16 protein-coding genes and 1 pseudogene are annotated in these 19,940 nt (G+C 70.1%); 6 read left to right on the top strand and 11 right to left on the bottom strand.

The window, feature by feature from the left end; genetic code table 11:
- Positions 1 to 834, top strand: a complete 834-nt coding sequence (locus D3273_RS20605) for an amidohydrolase family protein (protein WP_165359595.1) — start codon at positions 1 to 3, stop codon at positions 832 to 834.
- Between the two features lie 559 nt (positions 835 to 1,393).
- On the opposite strand, the gene D3273_RS29715 is transcribed toward D3273_RS20605, so the two are convergent.
- The 7 genes and pseudogenes from D3273_RS29715 to D3273_RS20575 all read right to left on the bottom strand — a co-directional run bounded on the left by D3273_RS29715 (position 1,394) and on the right by D3273_RS20575 (position 10,525).
- Complete coding sequence (locus D3273_RS29715) at positions 1,394 to 5,350, bottom strand: beta strand repeat-containing protein (RefSeq protein WP_165359594.1); 3,957 nt, start codon at positions 5,348 to 5,350, stop codon at positions 1,394 to 1,396.
- Between the two features lie 214 nt (positions 5,351 to 5,564).
- Positions 5,565 to 6,584: a helix-turn-helix domain-containing protein gene (locus tag D3273_RS20595; RefSeq protein ID WP_129228775.1), complete on the bottom strand. Its 1,020-nt coding sequence runs from the start codon at positions 6,582 to 6,584 to the stop codon at positions 5,565 to 5,567.
- A gap of 371 nt (positions 6,585 to 6,955) precedes the next feature.
- A complete protein-coding gene (locus tag D3273_RS20590) occupies positions 6,956 to 8,428 on the bottom strand; it encodes an MmgE/PrpD family protein (RefSeq protein ID WP_129228774.1) in 1,473 nt (490 codons plus the stop codon).
- Positions 8,429 to 8,662: 234 nt separating this feature from the next.
- A complete protein-coding gene (locus tag D3273_RS29995) occupies positions 8,663 to 8,815 on the bottom strand; it encodes a hypothetical protein (protein WP_428977793.1) in 153 nt (50 codons plus the stop codon).
- 103 nt (positions 8,816 to 8,918) lie between these two features.
- Complete coding sequence (locus tag D3273_RS29835; protein ID WP_129228773.1) at positions 8,919 to 9,155, bottom strand: calcium-binding protein; 237 nt, start codon at positions 9,153 to 9,155, stop codon at positions 8,919 to 8,921.
- A pseudogene (locus D3273_RS29830) lies at positions 9,144 to 9,200 on the bottom strand (hypothetical protein); the annotation flags it as partial. The pseudogene D3273_RS29830 and the gene D3273_RS29835, both read right to left, overlap by 12 nt.
- Positions 9,201 to 9,616: 416 nt before the next feature.
- Positions 9,617 to 10,525, bottom strand: a complete 909-nt coding sequence (locus D3273_RS20575) for a LysR family transcriptional regulator (protein ID WP_129228772.1) — start codon at positions 10,523 to 10,525, stop codon at positions 9,617 to 9,619.
- 94 nt (positions 10,526 to 10,619) lie between these two features.
- Here D3273_RS20575 and D3273_RS20570 point away from each other — a divergent pair, with 94 nt between their 5' ends.
- Positions 10,620 to 11,498: an aldo/keto reductase family oxidoreductase gene (locus D3273_RS20570; RefSeq protein ID WP_129228771.1), complete on the top strand. Its 879-nt coding sequence runs from the start codon at positions 10,620 to 10,622 to the stop codon at positions 11,496 to 11,498.
- A 719-nt stretch (positions 11,499 to 12,217) separates the two neighbouring features.
- Here D3273_RS20570 and D3273_RS20565 read toward each other — a convergent pair.
- The gene (locus D3273_RS20565) at positions 12,218 to 12,985 is read right to left on the bottom strand and encodes a sulfite exporter TauE/SafE family protein (RefSeq protein ID WP_129228770.1); all 768 of its coding nucleotides are present in this window, start codon (positions 12,983 to 12,985) and stop codon (positions 12,218 to 12,220) included.
- 191 nt (positions 12,986 to 13,176) lie between these two features.
- Between D3273_RS20565 and D3273_RS20560 the strand changes: the two genes are divergently transcribed.
- The gene (locus D3273_RS20560) at positions 13,177 to 14,649 is read left to right on the top strand and encodes an aminotransferase-like domain-containing protein (protein WP_245501309.1); all 1,473 of its coding nucleotides are present in this window, start codon (positions 13,177 to 13,179) and stop codon (positions 14,647 to 14,649) included.
- An 18-nt stretch (positions 14,650 to 14,667) separates the two neighbouring features.
- On the opposite strand, the gene D3273_RS20555 is transcribed toward D3273_RS20560, so the two are convergent.
- Genes D3273_RS20555 through tauA form a run of 3 tightly spaced genes read right to left on the bottom strand, consistent with a single transcriptional unit; the run spans position 14,668 to position 17,410 of the window.
- Positions 14,668 to 15,585 (bottom strand): ABC transporter permease subunit, encoded by a 918-nt coding sequence (locus D3273_RS20555; protein WP_129228768.1) that lies wholly within the window; start codon positions 15,583 to 15,585, stop codon positions 14,668 to 14,670.
- Between the two features lies 1 nt (position 15,586).
- A complete protein-coding gene (locus D3273_RS20550; RefSeq protein ID WP_129228767.1) occupies positions 15,587 to 16,375 on the bottom strand; it encodes a taurine ABC transporter ATP-binding protein in 789 nt (262 codons plus the stop codon).
- 24 nt (positions 16,376 to 16,399) lie between these two features.
- Positions 16,400 to 17,410, bottom strand: coding sequence for a taurine ABC transporter substrate-binding protein (gene tauA / locus D3273_RS20545; protein ID WP_129228766.1), 1,011 nt, complete (start codon positions 17,408 to 17,410; stop codon positions 16,400 to 16,402).
- Positions 17,411 to 17,794: 384 nt separating this feature from the next.
- On the opposite strand from tauA, the gene D3273_RS20540 reads away from it, so the two are divergent.
- The 3 genes from D3273_RS20540 to D3273_RS20530 all read left to right on the top strand — a co-directional run bounded on the left by D3273_RS20540 (position 17,795) and on the right by D3273_RS20530 (position 19,905).
- Positions 17,795 to 18,193 (top strand): nuclear transport factor 2 family protein, encoded by a 399-nt coding sequence (locus tag D3273_RS20540; protein WP_129228765.1) that lies wholly within the window; start codon positions 17,795 to 17,797, stop codon positions 18,191 to 18,193.
- A 16-nt stretch (positions 18,194 to 18,209) separates the two neighbouring features.
- Positions 18,210 to 19,616: an NAD(P)/FAD-dependent oxidoreductase gene (locus tag D3273_RS20535; RefSeq protein WP_245501308.1), complete on the top strand. Its 1,407-nt coding sequence runs from the start codon at positions 18,210 to 18,212 to the stop codon at positions 19,614 to 19,616.
- Between the two features lie 82 nt (positions 19,617 to 19,698).
- Entirely contained in the window at positions 19,699 to 19,905 is a 207-nt protein-coding gene (locus D3273_RS20530; RefSeq protein WP_129228764.1) for a DUF3311 domain-containing protein, read from the top strand.
- Positions 19,906 to 19,940 lie beyond the last annotated feature (35 nt).

Here is a 19,940-nt window from a genome sequence, read left to right as displayed (position 1 = left end):
TTGAAGCTCGACGCCCACCAGCACTTCTGGGACTACGCCGCCCATGCGGGCGATTATGGCTGGATGGGCGCGGCCGAGGCCCCCCTCAGGCGTGACTACCTCCCGGGCGAGCTCGCGCCGCTGATGGACGAGGCGGGTTATGACGGCTGCGTCGTGGTCCAGGCGCGCGAAGTCGAGGCCGAGACCGATTGGCTCCTCGCCCTCGCGCGCCGGCACACCTTCGTCCGTGCCGTGGTGGGCTGGGTGGACCTCTGCGCGCCCGACGTCGAAGCCCGCCTCGACCGGCATGCCGATGAGCCGTCGCTGCGCGGCCTGCGGATGGCGGTCCACGACAGGGCGAACACCAGTTTCGCCGCCTCGGCGGCTCATGTCCGGGGTGTGTCCCACCTCGCGTCGCGCGACCTCGCCTACGACCTGCTGATCCGGACCGAACACATCCCGGCGGCACTGGCGCTGGTCGACGCCTGCCCTGGCGTCCGTTTCGTGGTCGACCACATCGCCAAGCCGCATCGGGACGGCGTGAACCTGCCTGCGTGGCAGGCCGGGATCGCGGCGCTCGGCCGCCGCCCCAACGTCTGGTGCAAGCTTTCCGGACTGGGCACGCTGCCCGGCACGGGCGCGATCACACCCTTCCTCGACACGGCGCTCGCGGCCTTCGGGCCGGCGCGCTGCATGATCGGATCCGATTGGCCCGTGTCGACCCTGGCGGCCCCCTACCGGGACACGATGGCGACGGTCGAAACGTGGTGCGGGCGGCTGTCGTCCGACGAGCGGGAGTGCCTGCTCGGGAGGACATGCGCGTCCTTCTACCGGATCGAGGAGGCGCGGCTCTGACCCCTCGCTCGGGTCGGGGACGTCTCTTCGACCTCGAGGATCAACTCCGCTCTCGGCGCGCGCGCACCGATCCGTGCGCCCCGTCGGAGCCTGGCAGGATCATGGACTGCATCGTCAGGGCCGCCGTCCTCCTGCAGGCCGCGCATGGCCATGTCGTCGAGCATGTGGCGGCGGAGCGGGCTGACCGAGATGGAGGTTTGTTGGTGGGACATCGCGTGATCCTCGCGAGATGAGGGGTGGACCCTCATCTCGGAGGCTGGCGGAACCCGTTCAAGCGCTCGCGCTGGTTTCCAGTCTTGCCCTACCTTTCAGAACGCTCTCCCGCGAGAGCGGGTTCGCCCTTGGGTGGAGAGCGGAACGGCTGGTTTGGAGAAGGAGCTTAGGTCGAGCGGACGTTCATTGGCCCGCCGCCTGACGATTGCGGTCCGGCTGACTTTCAAACACCGTTATGCAGTGCGACGCTGCACCTTGATCATGCCTCATCCGTCGTGCCGACCTGGACTGCACTAAATCGACGACTTGGGAAGGCCGCATGCGCCGCGGCCTCCCCTCGCGCCTCTCACGCGTGGAAGGCGATGTCGCCCGCGTTGGCGGCGAGCTGCTTCTTCGTGACACCGATAAGCTGGACCGTGTCCTGCGTGACCGCATCGGTGATGACGACCCCGCCCTGGGCGTAATGGGCCTGCGCCAGCACGTTGGCGACATCGTTGCCGAAATCCGAGCCTGCGAAGCTCAGCGTATCGTGCTGCGCGCCCCTGAGACGGAATTCGTCCACCACGTTGGCGCCGTGGCCCGCGTGGTACAAGAAGGTGTTGCCGCCCTGGTAGTTGGCGTCGAACGCATCGGTGTAGTCCGCGCTCAACGTCTGGCCCGGCGCCGTGACACCTGTGGTTCGCTCGCCGTCCGGCATGAACTGCGACGTCGACAGAGGCGCGCTGCCGTCGACGTTGTAGGTGTCTTGCTCGGCCGTGAACCCGTCCCGGGCCGGGAAGCCCGAGAGCGAGAAGCCGGCCGTGCCCGTCGCCGTGCCGCCCGCCCCATCGGTCAACGTGGCGGTGATGAAGCCCTGGGTGCGGCGCCCGATCCGGTCCGCGAAGGTGAAGGAGCCGTCCGCGTTCACCGCCGCAGCGCCGAGGTCCTTGACCGTGCCATCGCCGAGAGTGGCCGTGATCTCGACGGAGGACACCCCCACCGACGACGACGCCGCACCGGAGAGGGTGAATACGCCGCGCTTGAAGCCCACCTGCGGCGCGATCGACACCGCATCGGGCGCCGGTGCGGGGGGCGGGGCAGAGCCGCCGGGCGCCGGTGCGGGGGGCGGGGCAGAACCGCCGGGCGCCGGTACAGAGGTCAGGGCGGAGCCGCCGGGCGCCGGTGCGGGGGGCGGGGCAGAACCGCCGGGCGCCGGTAGAGAGGTCAGGGCGGAGCCGCCGGGCGCCGGTGCGGGGGTCAGAACGGGTGCGGGTGCGGGGGGCGGGATCACCGCTGCCGTGTCGGTCACCACAGTGGCCGCGTCCGTGGCCGTGTTCGTGAAGACCCCGCCGACGCTCGTCACGTCCTTGAGCGTGAAGGTCGTGGTGCCGGCCGCGCGCGGCTTGAAGCTCAGCGCGGCGAGCTCGGCCGTCACCGCCGCGGCCGTGCCGGACAGCGCATAGGAGCCGTCGGCGTTCTGCCGGAGGCCGGCATAGCCCGCGCCGTCCGCGAGGGTGCCGCCCGTGCCCGACAGCGCGACCGTGAGGGTCTCGATGGCGCCCGCGTTGGCGTCGGCGACCTGGACCCCCGCGAAGGGCCCCAGCGGCGCCTCGCCCGCCGTCGCGCCGGTGTGGGTGCCCATGATCGTCGGCGTCGCGGCCGCGAAGCGCACGAAGCTGTGGGTGCCGCCCGCAGCGTCCGTGTAGGTGCCCGCGACGTTGCCCTGCGCGTCGACCCTGTCGATGCTGGTCGAGGTCGCGCCCGGTGCGCCCTCCACGACCGTGACCCGGCCGTCGAGATACACGAGCCCGTGGCTCGCGCCCGATCCGTCAGTATAGTTGACCGCGACAGCGCCGTCGGCCGGGGCCGGCGTGCCGTCCTCGCCGAACGTGCCCGCGACGAAGGACGCGTCCGTGCTGCCCTCAGGGTCGAGCCGCGTCGCGGCTGGGGAGCCGGCCTGCGCCGTGAAGAGGTGGGTCACGCCGTCCGTGCCCGTATAGGTGCCGGCGACGAGGCCCGACGCGGTGATGCCGCTGACGCTCATCCCCGCGAGCGCGTCCGCGTCCGGCGGCGGCGCCAGCGTCGACAGCACGTCCCCCGTGATCGCGAAGGCGATCGAGCGGGCCTTGCCTGCCATTCGCCCGTTCCCGAACGTGCCCGCTACGTCGCCGCGGGCGTCGATGCCGGCGAGCGCGACGCTGTAGCCGTTCGGCACGTCGTAGGTCTTCGTGGTCCCGCCCGCGTGGACGTAGACCTGCTGGTAGACCTGCTGAGTGTTGTTGTTCCTAGCCGTGTCGATGCCCGCCACGGTGCCGCCGCCGCTCAGGAGCGTGTTGTGGTCGACGGAGATGTCCGTCGTCGGGTCGATGCGGACGGGCGCGCCGCCCGCAGGCTGGTAGAAGGCGTGGGTGTCGTACCGCCCAGTCTTCTCATAGATGCCGTAGGCGCCGCCGGTCGCGTCGAGCGCGACGGATTGGACGCGGCTGGCGCCAAGCGGAGCAGTCAGCGACGTGGTCGAGAGCTTGCCGCCGACGAGCGTGACGATGCCGCCGCCTGTGGTGTCTTTGTAGGTGCCCGCCGCGTCGCCGGCGGCGTCGAAGAAGGGGGAGGTGGCATAGTCGTCCCCGGCCGGGTCGAGCCGAGTGACCGTGCCGTCGGCGGCGCGCTCGAACAGGTGGGTGCCGGCGCCGTCGTCGAAGCTCCCGAAGACGTCGCCGGCGTCGTCGATGAAGGCAACGTCGGAGCTGATCGCCCCGTCCGGGGTGATGGTGGTGAGCCGGCCGCCGGCGTAGAGCGCCGCGTGGGACCCCCCGTCGCCGTCGTAGTAGGTGAGAGTCACCGCGCCCGCGGCGTTCATCCCTACGAAATTGGCTCCGGTCGACGCGGTCGGGTCGAGCGGCAAGACCGTTCCGTCCGCCGTGCGCAGGTACACGTGGCTCTGGTTCTGGGCGTCGATGTAGGAGCCCGCGACGTCGCCGGCCGCATCGGTCCCGTCGACCGACGTGCTCCTCGCGCCCGGGGCGGCGTCGAAGCTCGCGGTCGAGCCGGGGCCCGCCACGAAGGCGTGGTTGCCGGCGGAGTCCGACACCGTGCCGACGATCCGCCCGAGGCCGTCGACCGTGACGGCCCCGTGCGCGACGTCCGGCAGCGGTCGCCCCGCCACGGTCAGCAACGCGCCGGCGCCGTCGCGGCCCGTGAAGGCGGCGTTCCCGGTCTCGCGCGTGGAGCTCGTCGTGAACCCGACGACGTCGCCGGCCGCGTCGGCCCCGGTCGGCGTGGCGAGGTCGACGCCGTCCGGGACCGGCACGGCCGTGAAGGTGCCTCCCCGCTCGACGAAGCCGTGGGGCGCGTTGCTCGAATCCGTGTAGGTGCCGAAGACGGTTCCGGCCCCGTCGACGCCGGTGACGGCCGTGGATTTGACGCCGGGGCCGGGGAACGCGAGGGGGCTCGCATTCCAGGCCGGCTGCCCCCCGTCGGGCGCGACGAATTCGACGAAGCTCTGCGTCCTCCCATAGTTGTCGGTGTACGTGCCGACGATGTTGCCATGTGCGTCGAACCCGACCGGCTTCGGCGCGCTCAGCGCGTTCGTAGGGGCGTTGAAGATGCGGGTCGTACCCGCCAGGATGTAGAAGCCGTAGGTCCGGTCGCCGTAGACGAGTGTTCCCATCGTGACGCCGTCTCGGACCGCGACGACGGACGTCGGCGTATACCCGCCGAACAGCGGGACGCTCCCGGCCGCGGCCGATCCCCCGGTCGCCAGGAAGATGTGCGGGGATCCGCTCGCGTCGGTGTAGACCCCAGCGACATCGCCCGCGGCGTCGATGGGCGCCAGGGACTGGACGGACGGCGGGGCTTGGCCGTCGACCGTGACGGGCGTCGCGTCCGTGCCGGACAGGACGAACGCCTGGGTGCTGCCGCTCGCGTCCGTGTAGAGGCCCGCCGCCGTGCCGGCGGCATTCACGGAGGCGACGATCGTGTCCGCGGCCCCGTTCGGCCTGGCGATCGTCGCGACGATGCCGCCCGCGTCCTTGAAGCTGTAGGTGGTATAGGAGGAGCCGCCGGGGTCGGGGAGCAAGTACGTGCCGTAGACCGCGCCTGTGCCGTCGATCCCCACGATGCCGGCGTTTACGGCGCCGGCCGGCAGTGCGGCCGAGACGGCCCGCCCGCCCGTGGCCTGCGTGACCACGCGCGGGCCGGCGCCGTCCATCGTCAGGCCGCCGATGTCGCCCGCGGCATCGATGGCGGGCTGGAAGACCGGCACCGAGGCGCTCGCCGCGACGTCGAAGGTGGCGCCGCCCGTGGCGGTGATGGTGATCGTGTCCATGGCTGTCCCTGCGAGCGGCCGCCCGGCGCCGCGGCGCCGGCGGCCCTGGCCGCCTCGGGGGAGCAGGCGGCCGACGGCCGCTGCGCGGCTCCGCTCGCCGCCCCCGTTCCAGCCGCGAACCTAACGAAAGGTTCGCCGGGGGGAGTCTCAACCTCTGAACCGACCGTCTCAGGCCACACCTTTCGCGGGCCGGGAGGGCAGCGTTGCGCTGCCTTCAGCCGTGCTCGGCGAGCCAGCCCGCGATGAGTCGGCCGTCAGACGCGAGCGCCGGCGGGCTCACGGCGCCGAACAGGGGGCGGACGTCGCTCGGCGCCATCCCGAACCGCCTTCGGAACGCCCGGCTGAGGTGGACGTCGCTCCGGAACCCGAAGCGGTAGCCGATCTCGCCTACCGTCTCGGATTTCAGACGGCGCGCCAGGCTCCGCCGCACGAGCGTGAGGCGGCGGTCCTGGACGTAGGCGGCCACGCCCCCGAGCGGCGCGAAGGCGCGGAACAGCGTCGCCCGCGACACGCCGACGCCCCGCGCGATGCTGTCCGGCGTCAGGTCCACCGCGGCGATGTGGGCGTCGATGTAGCGCTTGGCCCGGACCAGGGCGGCGGCCTGGATCGGCTCGCGGGCGCGCTCCGCCGCGTCGGGCGTCGACAGGATCGAGGCGGCGAGGAGCTCCGCGGTGCCCCGCGCCGTCGCGGCGGCGGCTTCGCGCGTGATGAGATGGGCGTTCTCGGCGAGCGCGCGCATGTGGGCGCGCAGCAGCGCCCCCGCGCCCTGGCCGAGGACCGCGCCGTGCAGGGCGTCCGTGTCCGGCAGCACGGAGGCGACGAGGTCGCGCGACAGCACCACGCTGACCGAGTCGAGGTCGGGCGCGGCCGCGCGCCGGAGCGGGCGCGCCAAGTCGTTGACGCTGACGGCGCCGCCGTGGACCGCGATGTCGTCGTCACCCGAGCGGGCCAGCATGGGGCTGGCGCTGAGGTGCAGCACGATGTGGTCGAGCCCGTCTCCGCGGACCATCGCCGGGGTGCGCTCGACCGCCTGGGCGGTCGCCCGCATCCGGTGCACCATCATGGCGTCGACCGCGACGCTGGCGATCTCGCCGCGGAAGCGCCGGGGCTCCTCGGCGCTGATAGCGTGGGCGCCCTTGAACAGGGCCTGCCACGCGTCGAGGCGCTCCCGTTCGGGGACGGCCGCCGTCGAGGCGCGGCTGCTGTCGCAGAGTCGGTCCTGGCCTTGGGTCACAGCGTGAAGATAGCCCAGGATGAGCCATCACGAAAAGCAGGGAATCGACCCAGTGCAGGGCCGAGATTGTCTCCTTATTCGCGCATCGCATCGCTGGTGAGCGCGGCACGGTAGGCCGATGATCGCAGGATCCTCGATCGCGGATGGGGCCGGCTCCGATAGCTCCGCCTCGCTTCGTTCGCACGCCGGCTGGCTTCGGAAGTGCAACGGCGGCTTCGGAGATAGCCTGACCGGATCAGGAACGCCCGGAGTGGGTCGGAACCGGCCGGTGGCGGATAAACGGCGAGACAGGGTGGGGAGCGGAAGGGCCGCTCCGGAGTGAGTATGCGGCGAACCAGACGTCCGTACGACCTTCCCGCACGCCGGGGATTTCACCCGGTCTGCAGCACGCCTCGCAGGTCGCGGACGCTGCGCAGGCCGTCTAGCCCGAGCACCATCGCGATGAGGGACGCGGTCTGCGCCTTGCCGATCACCGGCTCGCACAGGTCTCGGGCCTTGGCCACGACCTCGTCGCGCGGCATCGGGTTGTCGACCGTGCCCCGCACCGCGGTCACCCGCTCGCTCAGCACAGTGCCGTCGTTCAGCGTGAGGTCGACGATGGCCTGCCGGGCCGGCTCCAGCCGCTCCAACTCCGGACTCTCGACGAGCTTCACCTTGGCCCGCTGCCGCAGCACCGCGGGATCGGCCATGCGGGCCTTGTCGTGCGCGGCCGCGAAGGACGCCGTGCCGTCGAGCAGCATCACGGCCACCATATGCTGCAGGCTGATGTCCGGCATGTCGCGATCGTTCACCGTCCGGGCCTCCGTGTGGGCCAACTGGACCACGACCGACCGCACGTCGTCGGGCGCGACGCGCCGCTTGGCGAAGATAGCCGCCATGGCGTCGAGCGGCGCCTGGATGGGCGAGCCCACCGTCCACTTCTTGATGTTGGTGCGGGCGATCTCGTAGCGCTGGCCGAGCCCCTCCACCAGCAGCTCCGGCTTGGCGTTTGGCGCCGTGGCCTCGAAGTAGTTGTCCGGCCCCGAGAAGATGTCGTCCACGCCCGTGAAGCCGGACTGCACCACGAGGGCGGAGGTCACGCCGTTGCGAGCCGGCATGCCGGCGAACACGAAGGACTTCTCGATGTGCGACGTGTCGCGCGCCCAGGCGCCGATGCCAGCCGATTGTTGCGCGCTGTAGTCGAGCATCCAGCGCATCCTTTGCGCGTCGAGCCCCGCCAGCGAGCCCGCGGCGGCGGCGGCCGCGAAGCCGCCCGCGATGGCGTGCGTGGCCTTGTGGCTCTCGTCGCGGAACTCCACCGCGCCGAAGCTGATGGTGACGCGCGGGCCGACGTCGTAGCCGAGCGTCACGGCGCGCAGGAACCGTATCCCGTCGACGTCGAACTTTTCGCCCACCGCCAGCGCCGCCGGCACCACCGCGCAGCCGGGGTGCGACTGCGAGAACTCGTTGGAGTCATCCGTCTCGTCCGAATGGGCCAGCATGCCGTTGACCAGGGCCGCCTCGAGCGGGTTGGTCGTGAGGCGGGAGGCTGCGATCGTCGCCGTAGGGTCGGTCGCATAGCCCTGGGCAAACTTGAGGGCCGCGCGCGCCGGGGGCAGGCCCGAGCCCGAGATCATGGCCGCGAACGTGTCGAGAATGTGGTGCTTGGCCTTTTCCACGACCTCGTCGGGCAACGCCCGGCCGCCGGCCGCCGCCATGTAGCCGCTGAGCGTCGCCATCACGGCGCCGACGGGCACGGGAGCCGCTAAGGCCCGCCGCGGCAGGGCGGCGAGCGCCACGGCCGACCCAGCGGTGGCCAGGAGGGAACGGCGATCGAGCCCGCTCGATCGGTGCCATTGTGTCATGTCGCCCTCCCCGAGCCGCATCTGGTGCGCGGCGGGGCTGTATTTCGGCTCTCGATGACTCGGTGTCAATGCAACGCCCCGGCCGAACTCGGTCCCGCCGGATCACGGCCAAAAAATTAAGAAATAATTTAGGTCCTTCATCGTTCCGCTCGACAGAGTGACGGGCTCAGGACGCTCGACAGGTTCGGGTATGCTTCGGAATTCTGATGGCTCGACTGGGGTGCGCGGGTTCCATCAAGGCGATGATGTCAGGGGCGGGGATCGCTCGCCAGCCGAGACGGGCCGGATGTTCGATCCACTGCGACGGGGAGAGCACGGATGGTTGGAGCCCTCGTTCCCGTACAGGACGTCGTCACCCTCATTCCCGTAGAGGACGTCGTTGCCGATGCCTCCGACCGGCGTGTCATACGGCTTCCGCGAGATTGCTTCGCAGCGCGGAAGCCGGCTTCGCTCAAGCGCCGCGCGGGCTTGTGATACGGCTCCGGCCTATTCAGCCGGATGCCGTATCAGCACCCTGGCCGCCATCGAGCGTGTCGTTACCCTGGTTGCCCAGGATGATGTCGTCGCCTTGGTTCCCGAGGATGATGTCCCGCCCGAAGCCGCCCACGACCGTGTCGGCCCCACCGCCGGCCGCCACCGTATCGTCGCCCCCGTCACCGAGGACCAGGTCATTTCCTGACCCCGAGGTGATGAGATCGGCCCTGTCAGTGCTGTCCTGGCCGCCCACGATGGTGTTGTCACCGTTGCCGGCCTGGATCGTGTCCGAGCCCTCATTGTGGTAGAGGAGGTTGGATCGACGCGGCGATGGTGGCGGCCTTGCTCGGAGTTGCCGAGGTTATGAAAGGCGAGGCCGCTGCTTTGAGCGAGGTCGAAGACCATCTAGGCAAGCTCGTCCGAAGATCCTGAACAGACGCTCGGCTGGGCGGGCGAGGCTCGAATGTCGGCACGGGCAGCTATGACCACCAGTCTTTCTAAGATGGTCTGTTTGCGAAATCCGATTCAGGTGGTGGGGTCATGAGGCCCATAATAGACCGCTAGAGCGGTTCATCATGAGCCTACTCAAAAAAGCAGCGGGGATACCGAATGTACACCCGACTCCGGAAGCCTGAGCATGCAAGCCTCGTGTGCGGATGCACGATGCGGCCCAACCACCGCGTATCCGAGGTGTCGGTGTGGAGTTGATCTCTTCTACCTCGTTTCGCCGATCGTTTTGAGGAAGTCGACAAAAGCCCGCAGCGGCGGCGGAACGAGTCGGTGACCCGAATAATACAAGAACGGTCCCGGAAAACTCGGCCACCAGCCAGCGAGCACAGGTTCGAGAGTGCCCGCGTCAAAATGCGGCTTCAGCCAGTCTTCGAACAGATAAACGACGCCCGTCCCCGCGATCGCCGCCATGACGGCGAGGTCGCTTCCCCCGCCGGCTTGCACCACCAGCGGCCCCGAAGGTTCGATCCGCAGCGTTTCGCCGTTCCGCTCGAACTCCCAAGGGGCGGTCGCCCCGCTGGCGAAGCGGTTGCGCAGGCAGGAGTGGGCGAGCAGGTCGCGCGGATGCGCGGGACGGCCATGGCGGTCCAGGTAGGTTGAGGAGGCCGCCGCGGCGGCGCGCTGTACGCGAGGGCCGATCGGCACTGCGATGACGTCCTGCTCCAACCGCTCGCCATAACGAATACCGGCGTCGCAACCTGCTGCCAGCACATCGACGAAGCTTTCCTCGGTGACCACCTCGAGGCGGATCTCGGGGTAGGCGGCGAGAAAGGGCGGCACGATGCGGGGCAGCACCAGACGCGCGGCGCTGATCGGCACGTTGAGCCGCAGTGCACCCGCCGGACGGTCCCGCAGGCCGTTCACGACATCGAGCGCGTCCTCCACTTCGCCGAGCGCCGGGCCGAGGCGCGTGAGAAGCCGCTCCCCTGCTTCTGTCAGCGTCACGCTGCGCGTGGTGCGGTGGAGCAGGCGAACTCCGAGCCTTTCCTCCAACCGGCGCACCGCCTCGCTCAGGCCCGAGGCGCTGAACCCAGTCGCTCGGGCGGCGTCGCGGAAACCGTCAGCATGCGCGACCGCCACGAAGGCCTCGAGATCTGCCAAACCCACCCGCATTGTTCGCTCTTTCGCACAGCCCGTGCAGATCGTCCTAGATTATCGCGCGCTGATGCAAGGGGTAGATCGTTTCCATCGCAACAGGAGAGCGACCATGTCCCCGATCCAACAATCAGGCACCTTCGCACTCGGCTTGCGCCGCGTGCACCGCCTCGGCTACGGAGCTATGCAGCTCGCCGGCCCAGGCGTCTTCGGGCCGCCAAAGGATCTCAAGGCCGCGCAGGCGGTGCTGCATGCCGCGGTCGAGAGCGGCATCGACCATATCGACACCAGCGACTTCTACGGTCCGCACGTCACCAATCGCCTGATCCGCGAGGCACTGCGCCCCTTCGGACCGAACCTCGTGATCGTCACGAAAGTAGGAGCGCGCCGCGGGGGCGACAAAGCGTGGATCCCGGCCTTCTCGGCCGAAGAGTTGACGAGCGCCGTTCACGACAACCTGCGCAACCTCGGTCTCGACGTGATCGAGGTCGTGAACTTCCGCTGCATGTTTGACGCCCACCATCCCGCCGAGGGCTCGATCGAGGCACCGTTGACAGCCCTTGCCGAACTTCAGCGCAAGGGCCTGATCCGCCACATCGGGCTTAGTCACGTCACGCCCGCTCAGGTCGCCGAGGGGCGGCGGATCTGCGACATCGTTTGCGTGCAGAACAACTACAATCTCGCACACCGCGCCGATGACGAGCTGATCGACGACCTCGCCCGCGACGGCATCGCCTACGTCCCCTACTTCCCGCTCGGCGGCTTCTCGCCGCTGCAGTCCACAACCCTGTCCGACATCGCAGCGCGGCTCGGCTTCACGCCGTTGCAGGTGGCTTTGGCTTGGCTGTTGCGGCGCTCGCCGAACATCCTTCTGATCCCTGGCACATCGTCGGTAGTGCACCTTCGCGAGAACATCGCGGCGGGAGGGTGCATGCTGCCGTCCGATGCCCTGACAGAACTCGATGGAATCGCGGCGCGGGCGCCAGCGTGAAAGGGCTCAGCGCGAGCGGTCGTTTCGAAAGCGCTCCTGTCAGCGCGTGTCCCGCGGCGTCGCTTCCGCGCGTACCCTCCCTCGCGAGGCGATGATGCGGGCCTACCGTGCGAGTTCGCTTGAGATGTACCCTTATCAGACCGGAGCTACAGCCCCGGCCAGCATGGGCCGGAGCGGTTCGCTTTGGGCCGACCCCGGGTCGGCGACCATCGCTTCGGCGCCCGCGATCTCTGCAGGAGGCGTCACGGGATGACGCGCCTGTCCAATGGGGTGTCATTGAAGCGTATGTGAAGGGTCGACGACCCACAACCGATGGTCAAGGCGAAGCTTCACCGAGGGTGACTCTGGCCGGTTCGCTTGGGGTGTACCCAACGCGAACCGACTAAAATACATGGCTCGGGGGTGTCGGCCCCCGAGCGTCCGCGTCGGAGGGCCGTTGAGGGGCCCGGGAACGTCGAGCATGGGTCGACGCCTGCCTGACAGCGGGAGTGGGTGGACAGCGGACCGGCTGCTTCCGAAAGGGTGCGTCCCGGAGCGGCCGTTCGATCTCGCATGAGAGCGGGCCGACGGATTCAATGCAGGTCACGGCCGACACCGTTTACACCGGCGATGATCGTGAACTGCGGACGCGATGGTTCCCAGTCCCAGTCAGGTCCGCCCGGCCTATCTGAAGTGCCGATAGTGGGCGTATCGGGCAGTCCCCGACCCTCCATCGCCGATCACACGATCGACGAGATGGCTCTGACGGAGGCCAAAGCCGCCGTGGCGGCCAGGACAGTGAGGCCCGCGGCCCGGTATGTCCGCTCCGAGCTTCGGGCATGCAGCCAGGCGCCGAGGCTCGACCCCAGCCAAACGACCGGCAGGGCCGCTGCGGCCAGCAAGCAGTATCCGACATGAAGCCGCCCGAGCGCTAGGAGCGGTACCAGCGCGAAGGCGCTCGTCAGGGTGAAGAGCACGATCATGGAAGCGCGGGCCGTGGCAGCGGGGATCGGCGTACCCAGGTAGTAGGCGATCACGGGTGGCCCCGGCATGCCGGCGACGCCGTTGAACAATCCCGAGGCCACACCGAAGAGCAGCACGCGAGGGCCGGACGGCGCAGTAGCGGGGCGAAGGCCCAGGCCCAGCACCAGCACGGCCGCCGACACCGTACCGGCGATGGTGAGCCGCACCACCGCGTCGGGGAGTTCCGTCAACGCCCAGAGCCCGACCGGCGTCGCCGCCAGGGCTCCGCCGGCCAGGAGCCCGATCGAACGCCGATCGCTCAGCCGCGCGGCGGCTCGGATACCGTTGGCGCTGACGACGAGCTGCAGCATGAGCACGATGGGGACCACGGTCGCGGGTGTTCCGAGGAGGCTCAGCAGCGGGACCGCCGCGATGCTGAACCCGAAACCCGTGTAGCCGCGCAGCGTGCCGGCGGCGAACATCATCGCGGCGCCGGCCAGCAGGACGGGCCAGGGCGGACTCGCGTCGAGGAGGCCGGTGAACATGGAGATGTGGTCCCAGGGGTGATGCGCCCACGATGCCGCGGGAAAGCCGTCCCGGACAGGGCCAGCGGCGCTCGCCCGCGAGGTCCAAGGTGGGGCACGGCGCCCGAGTTGGCGCGGCGGTTGCCAGGGATGGCCTCGAAAGGCCGGTGCGATGCCTGACCTTCCCAGGCCTTCGAAGGAGGATTCCCGAGGTGTCGCTGGCTGCCCCCGACGGACCCGCGTGGCTGCACCTGTTCGGCGACCTGAACCGGACGGACGTCGCCCTCCAGGCCCAGATCCGCCAGGTGCTGGTGGCCGCCATCGAGGGACGGACGCTGTCCGAGGGCACGCGCCTTCCGTCGAGCCGCAGGCTCGCCGACGTGCTGGCGGTCGCCCGCAACACGGTCGTGTTCGCCTACGACCAACTGATCGACGAGGGCTACCTTGTCAGCGTCGAACGCAGCGGCGTCTTCGTGGCCTCCCTGGACGGCCGCGCCCGGGAGGCGGCCGCGCCCCGCTGCCCCGACGGCGCGGAATGGACGGCCCGCTTCGCGTTGCGCCCGTCGCTGCTGCGCCACATCGCCAAGCCCCGCGACTGGCAATCCTATCCCTATCCGTTCCTGTTCGGGCAGTTCGACCCGTCCCTGTTCCCGACGCAGAGCTGGCGGGAAAGCGTCGCCGCGGCCTCGACCGTGTCGTCGATCAACGATTGGGCGGGCGACCTCATCGATGACGACGATCCCGAACTCCTCGAGCAGTTACGCGCCCAGGTGCTGCCGCGCCGCGGCATCTGGGCCGCCGAGGGCGAAGCCATGATCACCATCGGGGCCCAGCAGGCGCTCTACCTCGTGACCCGTCTGCTGGTCGGATCGGGCACGCCCGTCGCCGTCGAGGATCCCGGCTATCCCGACGCCCGCCACATGGTGGCCCTGGCGGGCGGGATCGTCCGGCCGATGCCGGTCGACGGCGCGGGCGCGGTGTGGCACGAGGGCCTGGCAGAGTGTCGGCTCGCTATCCTGACCCCCGGTCACCAGTGCCCCACGACCGCGATCCTGTCCCCGGAGCGGCGCCGCGCGATTCTCGCCGCGGCCCGGGCCCAGGATGCGGTGATCGTCGAGGACGACTACGACGCCGACATGTTCGCCGAGGGCGAGCGCGCCCCGCCGTTGAAGAGCCAGGACACGGAAGCGCGCGTGGTCTATGTCGGCAGCCTGTCGAAGGCCCTGGCACCCGGGCTGCGACTCGGCTACGTGGTGGCGCCCGCGCCGGTGATCGCCGAGCTGCGCGTCCTGCGCCGCATCATGCTGCGCCACCCGCCGTCCAACAACCAGCGCGCCATGGCGATGTTCATTGGCCTCGGCCATTACCGTGGCCACCTCCGCCGCGTGGCCGCCGCCCTGTCGGAGCGCGCCGCGATCGTCGACGCCGCCCTGCCACACCACCTCCCGGGCTTCGCGGCCCGGCGGAACGCCGGCGCGGCCAGCGCCTGGATCACCGGCCCGGAGGGCTTCGATGCGAGGCGCCTCGTCGAGGCGGCGCGGGGCGCGGGCGTGCTGATCGAGCCGGGGGATGTATTCTTCGCGGATCCGGAGCGGGGGCGCCGCTGCTTCCGGCTGGGGTTCTCGTCGATCCGCACGGAACGGATCGAGGAAGGGCTGCGGCGGCTGGGGCGTCTGGTCGGATGAGCCCGTCGGCGGCCGGCGCTACGATTTGCCCTTCCACGGCACCAGCACCCGTTCCAGCCACCGCATCCCCACCTCGAACAACACGGCGAAGAGCCCGATCACCAGGATGCCCATGACCACCACGTCGGTGCGCAGGAAATTGGACGCGTTCAGCACCATCTGGCCCAACCCCGCGTTCGCCGCCACCATCTCGGCCGCCACCAGCGTGGTCCAGCCGACGCCCATCCCGATGCGGAGGCCGACCAGGATGTCGGGCGTCGCCGCCGGCAGCACCACGTGGAGCAGGACCTGCCACCGGCTCGCCCCCATGGAGCGTGCCGCATTGACCTGATCGGCGGAGGCCGACAGAACGCCCGCGCGGGTCGCCAGCGCCACGGGAGCGAAGCAGGCCAGAAAGATCAGCAGCACCTTGGCGGTCTCGCCGATGCCGAACCAGATCACCATCAGGGGCAGGTAGGCGAGCGGCGGCAGCGGGCGATAGAACTCGATTAAGGGGTCGAGCACCGCGCGGGCGGGGCGGCTCACCCCCATGGCGAGGCCGGCCGGGATGCCGATCGCCGAAGCGAGGAGAAAGGCGCCGACCACCCGGGCGAGGCTCGCGCCCACCTGCACGAGCAGCGGGTTGCCGTCGAAGTCGCCCGTCCAGGACTGGCCGAAGGCTTTCAGGATGGCGGCGGGCCCCGGCAGGAACAGCGGCTTGACGAGACCCGTCTGCGTCACGCCCGCCCAAAGGGCCAGCAGCGCCAGCACGGTGACGACGCTCAGCACCGGCATCCCGGCGCCCGGAGCGCCCTGCGGTAGGCCGCGACGGACCTTTGGCCGGCTCGCGGCGGCATCGCGCAGTCGGGTCACCGGCACGTCGATCGCCGCTGGCGGCAGGTCGCCGGCATCCGCGAGGGACAGGTCGTGGGCCGCGTCGTCCACCAGGATGGTCATGTCAGGCATCCTCTCGGAAGCGAGCGTCGCGGCCGTGCACCCGGTCGAGCACGCGCTCGCGGGCGGCGATGAAGTCCGGGTCGGCGCGGATCGCCCGCGCGCCCTCGCCGGCCGCGAAGCGGCGCGAGAAGGGCAGGTCCAGCTCGTCTACGATCCGGCCCGGCCGCGGGCTCATGACGACGAGCCGGGTGGCGAGAAAGATCGCCTCCTCGACGTCGTGGGTGATGAAGAAGGCCATCTTCCCGGTGCGGTGCCACACGCTCAGCACGAGTTCCTGCACCTGCCCGCGCGTGAAGCTGTCCAGCGCCCCCAGCGGCTCGTCCATGAGCAGCACGCGGGGATCGCTGGCCAGCGCCCGCGCGATGCCGACGCGTTGCTGCATGCCGCCGGACAGCTCGTAGATCTTTCGGCCGGCGACATCGCCGAGGCCGACGAGGCCGAGCATCTCATCGGCCACCCGGCGGCGTTCCGCTCCAGCCATGCCCCGCATGCGGAGCCCGAAAGCGACGTTGTCGCGCACGTCGAGCCAAGGCATCAGGGCGTGTTTCTGAAACACCACCCCCCGGTCGGCCCCCGGAGCCCTGACGGGCGCGCCGTCGAGCAGGATCTCGCCGGAGGTGGGCCGCAGGAAGCCCGCGATGCAGGACAGGAGCGTGGTCTTGCCGCAGCCCGAGGCGCCAAGCGCCACGACGAACTCGCCGGGCGCGATGCGGAGGTCGACGTGGGACAACGCGACGGTGCCGCTTTCCCCCTCGCCGTAGTGCAGGCTGACGTCGCGGATCTCGAGCATGGGGCCGGCTCCGGCGCTAGGGCGCTACTTCGCGGCCGCCTTCACGTATTCGTCGGTGACGTACTTGCCGTAGTCGGGGGCGAGGTCCTGCACCTTACCCTGCTCCTTGAGGAAATCGGCGGTGTTCTTCAGCGCCGCCGTGGCCCCGCCACCGAGCCAGGTGGCGGACGCCTGCTGGGACAGCGTCGGGAAGCGGTAAGCCGCCATGCCGGCTGGCACGTCGGCGGGGTCGGCGCCGGTCCATTTCGCCACGGCCTTCACGGGATCGCTGCCGGGCGTCCAGTTCGACTTGTCGGCCGCGTATCGCGCGTCCTCGCCCGACAGGAGCTTCACGAACTCCACCATGAAGGGCTTGTTGCCCTCCGCCCAGGCTTTGTCGACCACGAGCCCGTCGAAGGTCGGGCGGCCCTCCTCGGCGATCTTCGCCGCGGAGTCGATCACTTTGCCGTTCGCCTTCACCTTGGCCAGCACCGGGTCCCAGATGAAGGTGGCGTCGATGTCGCCGCGCTCCCAGGCGGCAGCGATCTCGGGCGGGCGCATGTTCAGGACCTTGACGTCCTTGGCGCCGAGCCCGGCCTTCTGCAGCGCGTACATGAGCTGGTAGTGCGAGGTCGACACGAATGGGGTCGCCACCGTGTGGCCCTTCAGGGACTTCACGTCCGTCACGCCCGAGCCGTCGCGCGCCACGAGCTGCTCGGCATCGGCGATGTCGTCGAGGATCCAGAACAGCTCGATCGGCAGGCCCTGCGAGGCCGCGGCCGCGATGGGGCTCGACCCCGCTTCCCCGAGGGCGACGTTGCCCGACGCCATGGCGCGGATGACGTCGCCGCCGCCGCCGAACTTGCGCCAGGTGATCTTGTAGCCCGTGGCCTTCTCGATGGCCCCACTCTCCATGATGACCCGGAACGGCACCACCATGTCCTGATAGGCGAAGGTCACCTCCTTGTCGGCCGCCGCGGCGGGCGCCGCCCAGAGCGTCGCCAGGGCGCCCAGCGCCGCCGCGGCCATGCCGGTGGGATGAAGGTGGATGCGCATGTCGGGGACCCTTCTGGTTTCGGCCTCGCCGCAGCGATCGGCCCTCGTCGTCGAAAATTAAAGCAGCTTTCGGGCCGATCGCTTGGTCCAGACGTGGCGCATTCCAGTCGTGATCTGGACCTAACGCGCGATAGGTATCGAACACCGCAGCAACGAACCAAAACTGATCGGTGAATGTCGAAGCACCAAAGTCATTTTTTGCTCATTCTGACGTCAGGATGTCGCAATTTTGCTCACCCATGCAATTTCTTCTCCGATCTGGTCAGCGTTCGTCCGGCATCTGGCCCTATCGAGGTCCCGTCGAGCGCTGCCATACCTCGTCGAACCCTCGGGATCCCGACCAGACCGCGGCAGGATCCCCGCCAGCCGATCGATGGACCTCCGATGGACGACCGCTCCGCCACGCTCGACCGCCTCTTCGGCGCCTTCAACCGACATGACGCGGAGGGCGTGATGGCGTGTTTCGCCGCCGATGCCGTGTTCTTTACCGCCGCCGGCCCGGCCGCCGCGGGCCGCAGGATCGCGGGGCTCGACGCCATCCGGTCGGCCTTCGTGGCGGTGTGGACCGAGATGCCCGACGTGCGCTGGAGCGTGCACCGGTCTCGCGTCTTCGCCGACGGCGGCATGACGGAATGGCTGTTCACCGGCACACGCCCCGACGGCACGCGCGTCGAAGTCGAGGGGCTCGACCTGTTCACCTTCGACGGCGACCGGGTCGCCTCGAAAAGCGCCTTCCGCAAGGATCGGCCCGCCCTACCGGCTTCCGACGCCGCAGCCGCCTGAGCCGGGGAGTCCCGCCGTGAACATCGAAGTCGCCAGAAGCCTCCCGCCCGCCGCCGTCCCGACCCAACCCTACGATCCCGCCTATGATCCGCTGGTCGACCGTGGTCCGGGCCGCAACCGCGATTATGCGCCGACCTATTGGGTCGCGTCGGCGGGCCCGCCCCCGCCCGACGACGGCCCCGTCCTGTCCGACCGCGACGCGGATGTCGTGATCGTCGGCTCGGGCTTCACGGGTCTCGCCTGCGCGCTGTTCCTCGCGCGCGAGCACGGCATCAAGGCGACAGTGCTGGAGGCCAACCGCGTCGCCTGGGGCTGTTCCACGCGCAACGGCGGCCAGGGCCAGAACGCGTCGGGCCGCCTCAGCCGCTCGCAGTGGATCGCGCGCTGGGGCGAGGAGACCGCGTTGAAGCTCCACGCCGAGATCCGCGAAGGCTTCGATCTCTTCGCGGACCTCACCCGCGAGTTCGCCTGCGATCCGCAGCCGGGCGGCCACCTCTACGTGGCCCACCGACCCCGGATGTTCGACAAGCTCGCGGCGGAATCCGAAGTGTGCAACCGGGTCTTTGGCTATGCCACCCGCATGGTGCCGCCCGACGCGTTGCGCCGCGACTGGATGGCCGAGGAAGGGGCTCACGGTGCGCTGCACGAGCCGCTCGGCATCGGCGTCCACCCGGCCAAGCTCGCCTTCGGCTATCTCGCGGCGGCGCGGTCGGCCGGCGTCAAGGTCCACACCGCGAGCCCGGTGACCGCCATCGAGCGCGACGGCGCCGCCTTCCGCGTGCGGACCCCGGGCGGGACCGTGCGGGCCCGCGCGGTGGCGATCGCGACGGGCGGCTACACCGGGCAGTGGCTGGATCCCAGCTTGCGAAACCGCATCATGCCGATCCTGTCCAACTCCGTGGTGACGCGTCCGCTCACGCCGGACGAGATCGCGTCGACGAACTTCCGCACCCGCCAGGTCGTCACCGACACCCGCACGCTGCGCCACTATTACCGGCTGCTGCCCGACGATCGCCTGCAGATCGGCAGCCGCAGCGCCATCACGGGGGCCGACGCCGGCAACAGGAAGCACCTGGACCTGCTGCTGGCCGGGCTGCGATCGAAGTTCCCCAGCCTCGCCCGCGTGGAGATCGACTATTCCTGGTGGGGCTGGGTCGACGTCAGCCACGACATGATGCCCCGCATCGTGCAGCCCGAGCCCGGCCGGGCGATGTTCTACGCGCTCGGCTACGGGGGCAACGGCGTCAGCTATTCGGCCCAGGCCGGCCGCCGCATGGCGGCGCTGGTGGCGGGCAAACCCGCCGGCGAGGCCAGCGTGCCGATCTTTCGCGGCGAACTGCCGAGCCACGTCTTCGCGCCCTTCCGCCGGATCGGACAGCGCTTTCTCTACTGGCAGTACGCCCGGCGGGACGAGCAGGCCTGACGGCCGCGCGCCCTCGCCGGCGCCCCACGCCGCCGCCCGTTCCGAGACCATCTTCTCCCACCGCCACCGACCGGAGGTCGCCATGAGAACGCCGTTGAAGCTCCTCGTCGGACTGGGGATCCCTTACGGCACGGTCGCCGGCATGCTGCCATGGGTGGCGTCGGTCGACCGTCCGATCCTCGGCGTCCCTTTCGTCTACGCCTGGATCTTCGGATGCTTCGTGCTGACGTCGGCCTGCCTCTTCTCCTGTTGGCTGCTGTTCGACCGCCACCTCGACGCCGTCGACTGACGGACGCGAGCCCCGTCCACCGTCGACCCGAGACA

The sequence above is a fragment of the Lichenibacterium minor genome (genome assembly GCF_004137685.1).
GTDB classification, from domain to species: Bacteria; Pseudomonadota; Alphaproteobacteria; order Rhizobiales; family Beijerinckiaceae; genus Lichenihabitans; species Lichenihabitans minor.
The sequence above is the reverse complement of the archived record's forward strand: the minus strand, read 5'-3'. Positions and strand labels throughout refer to the sequence as shown.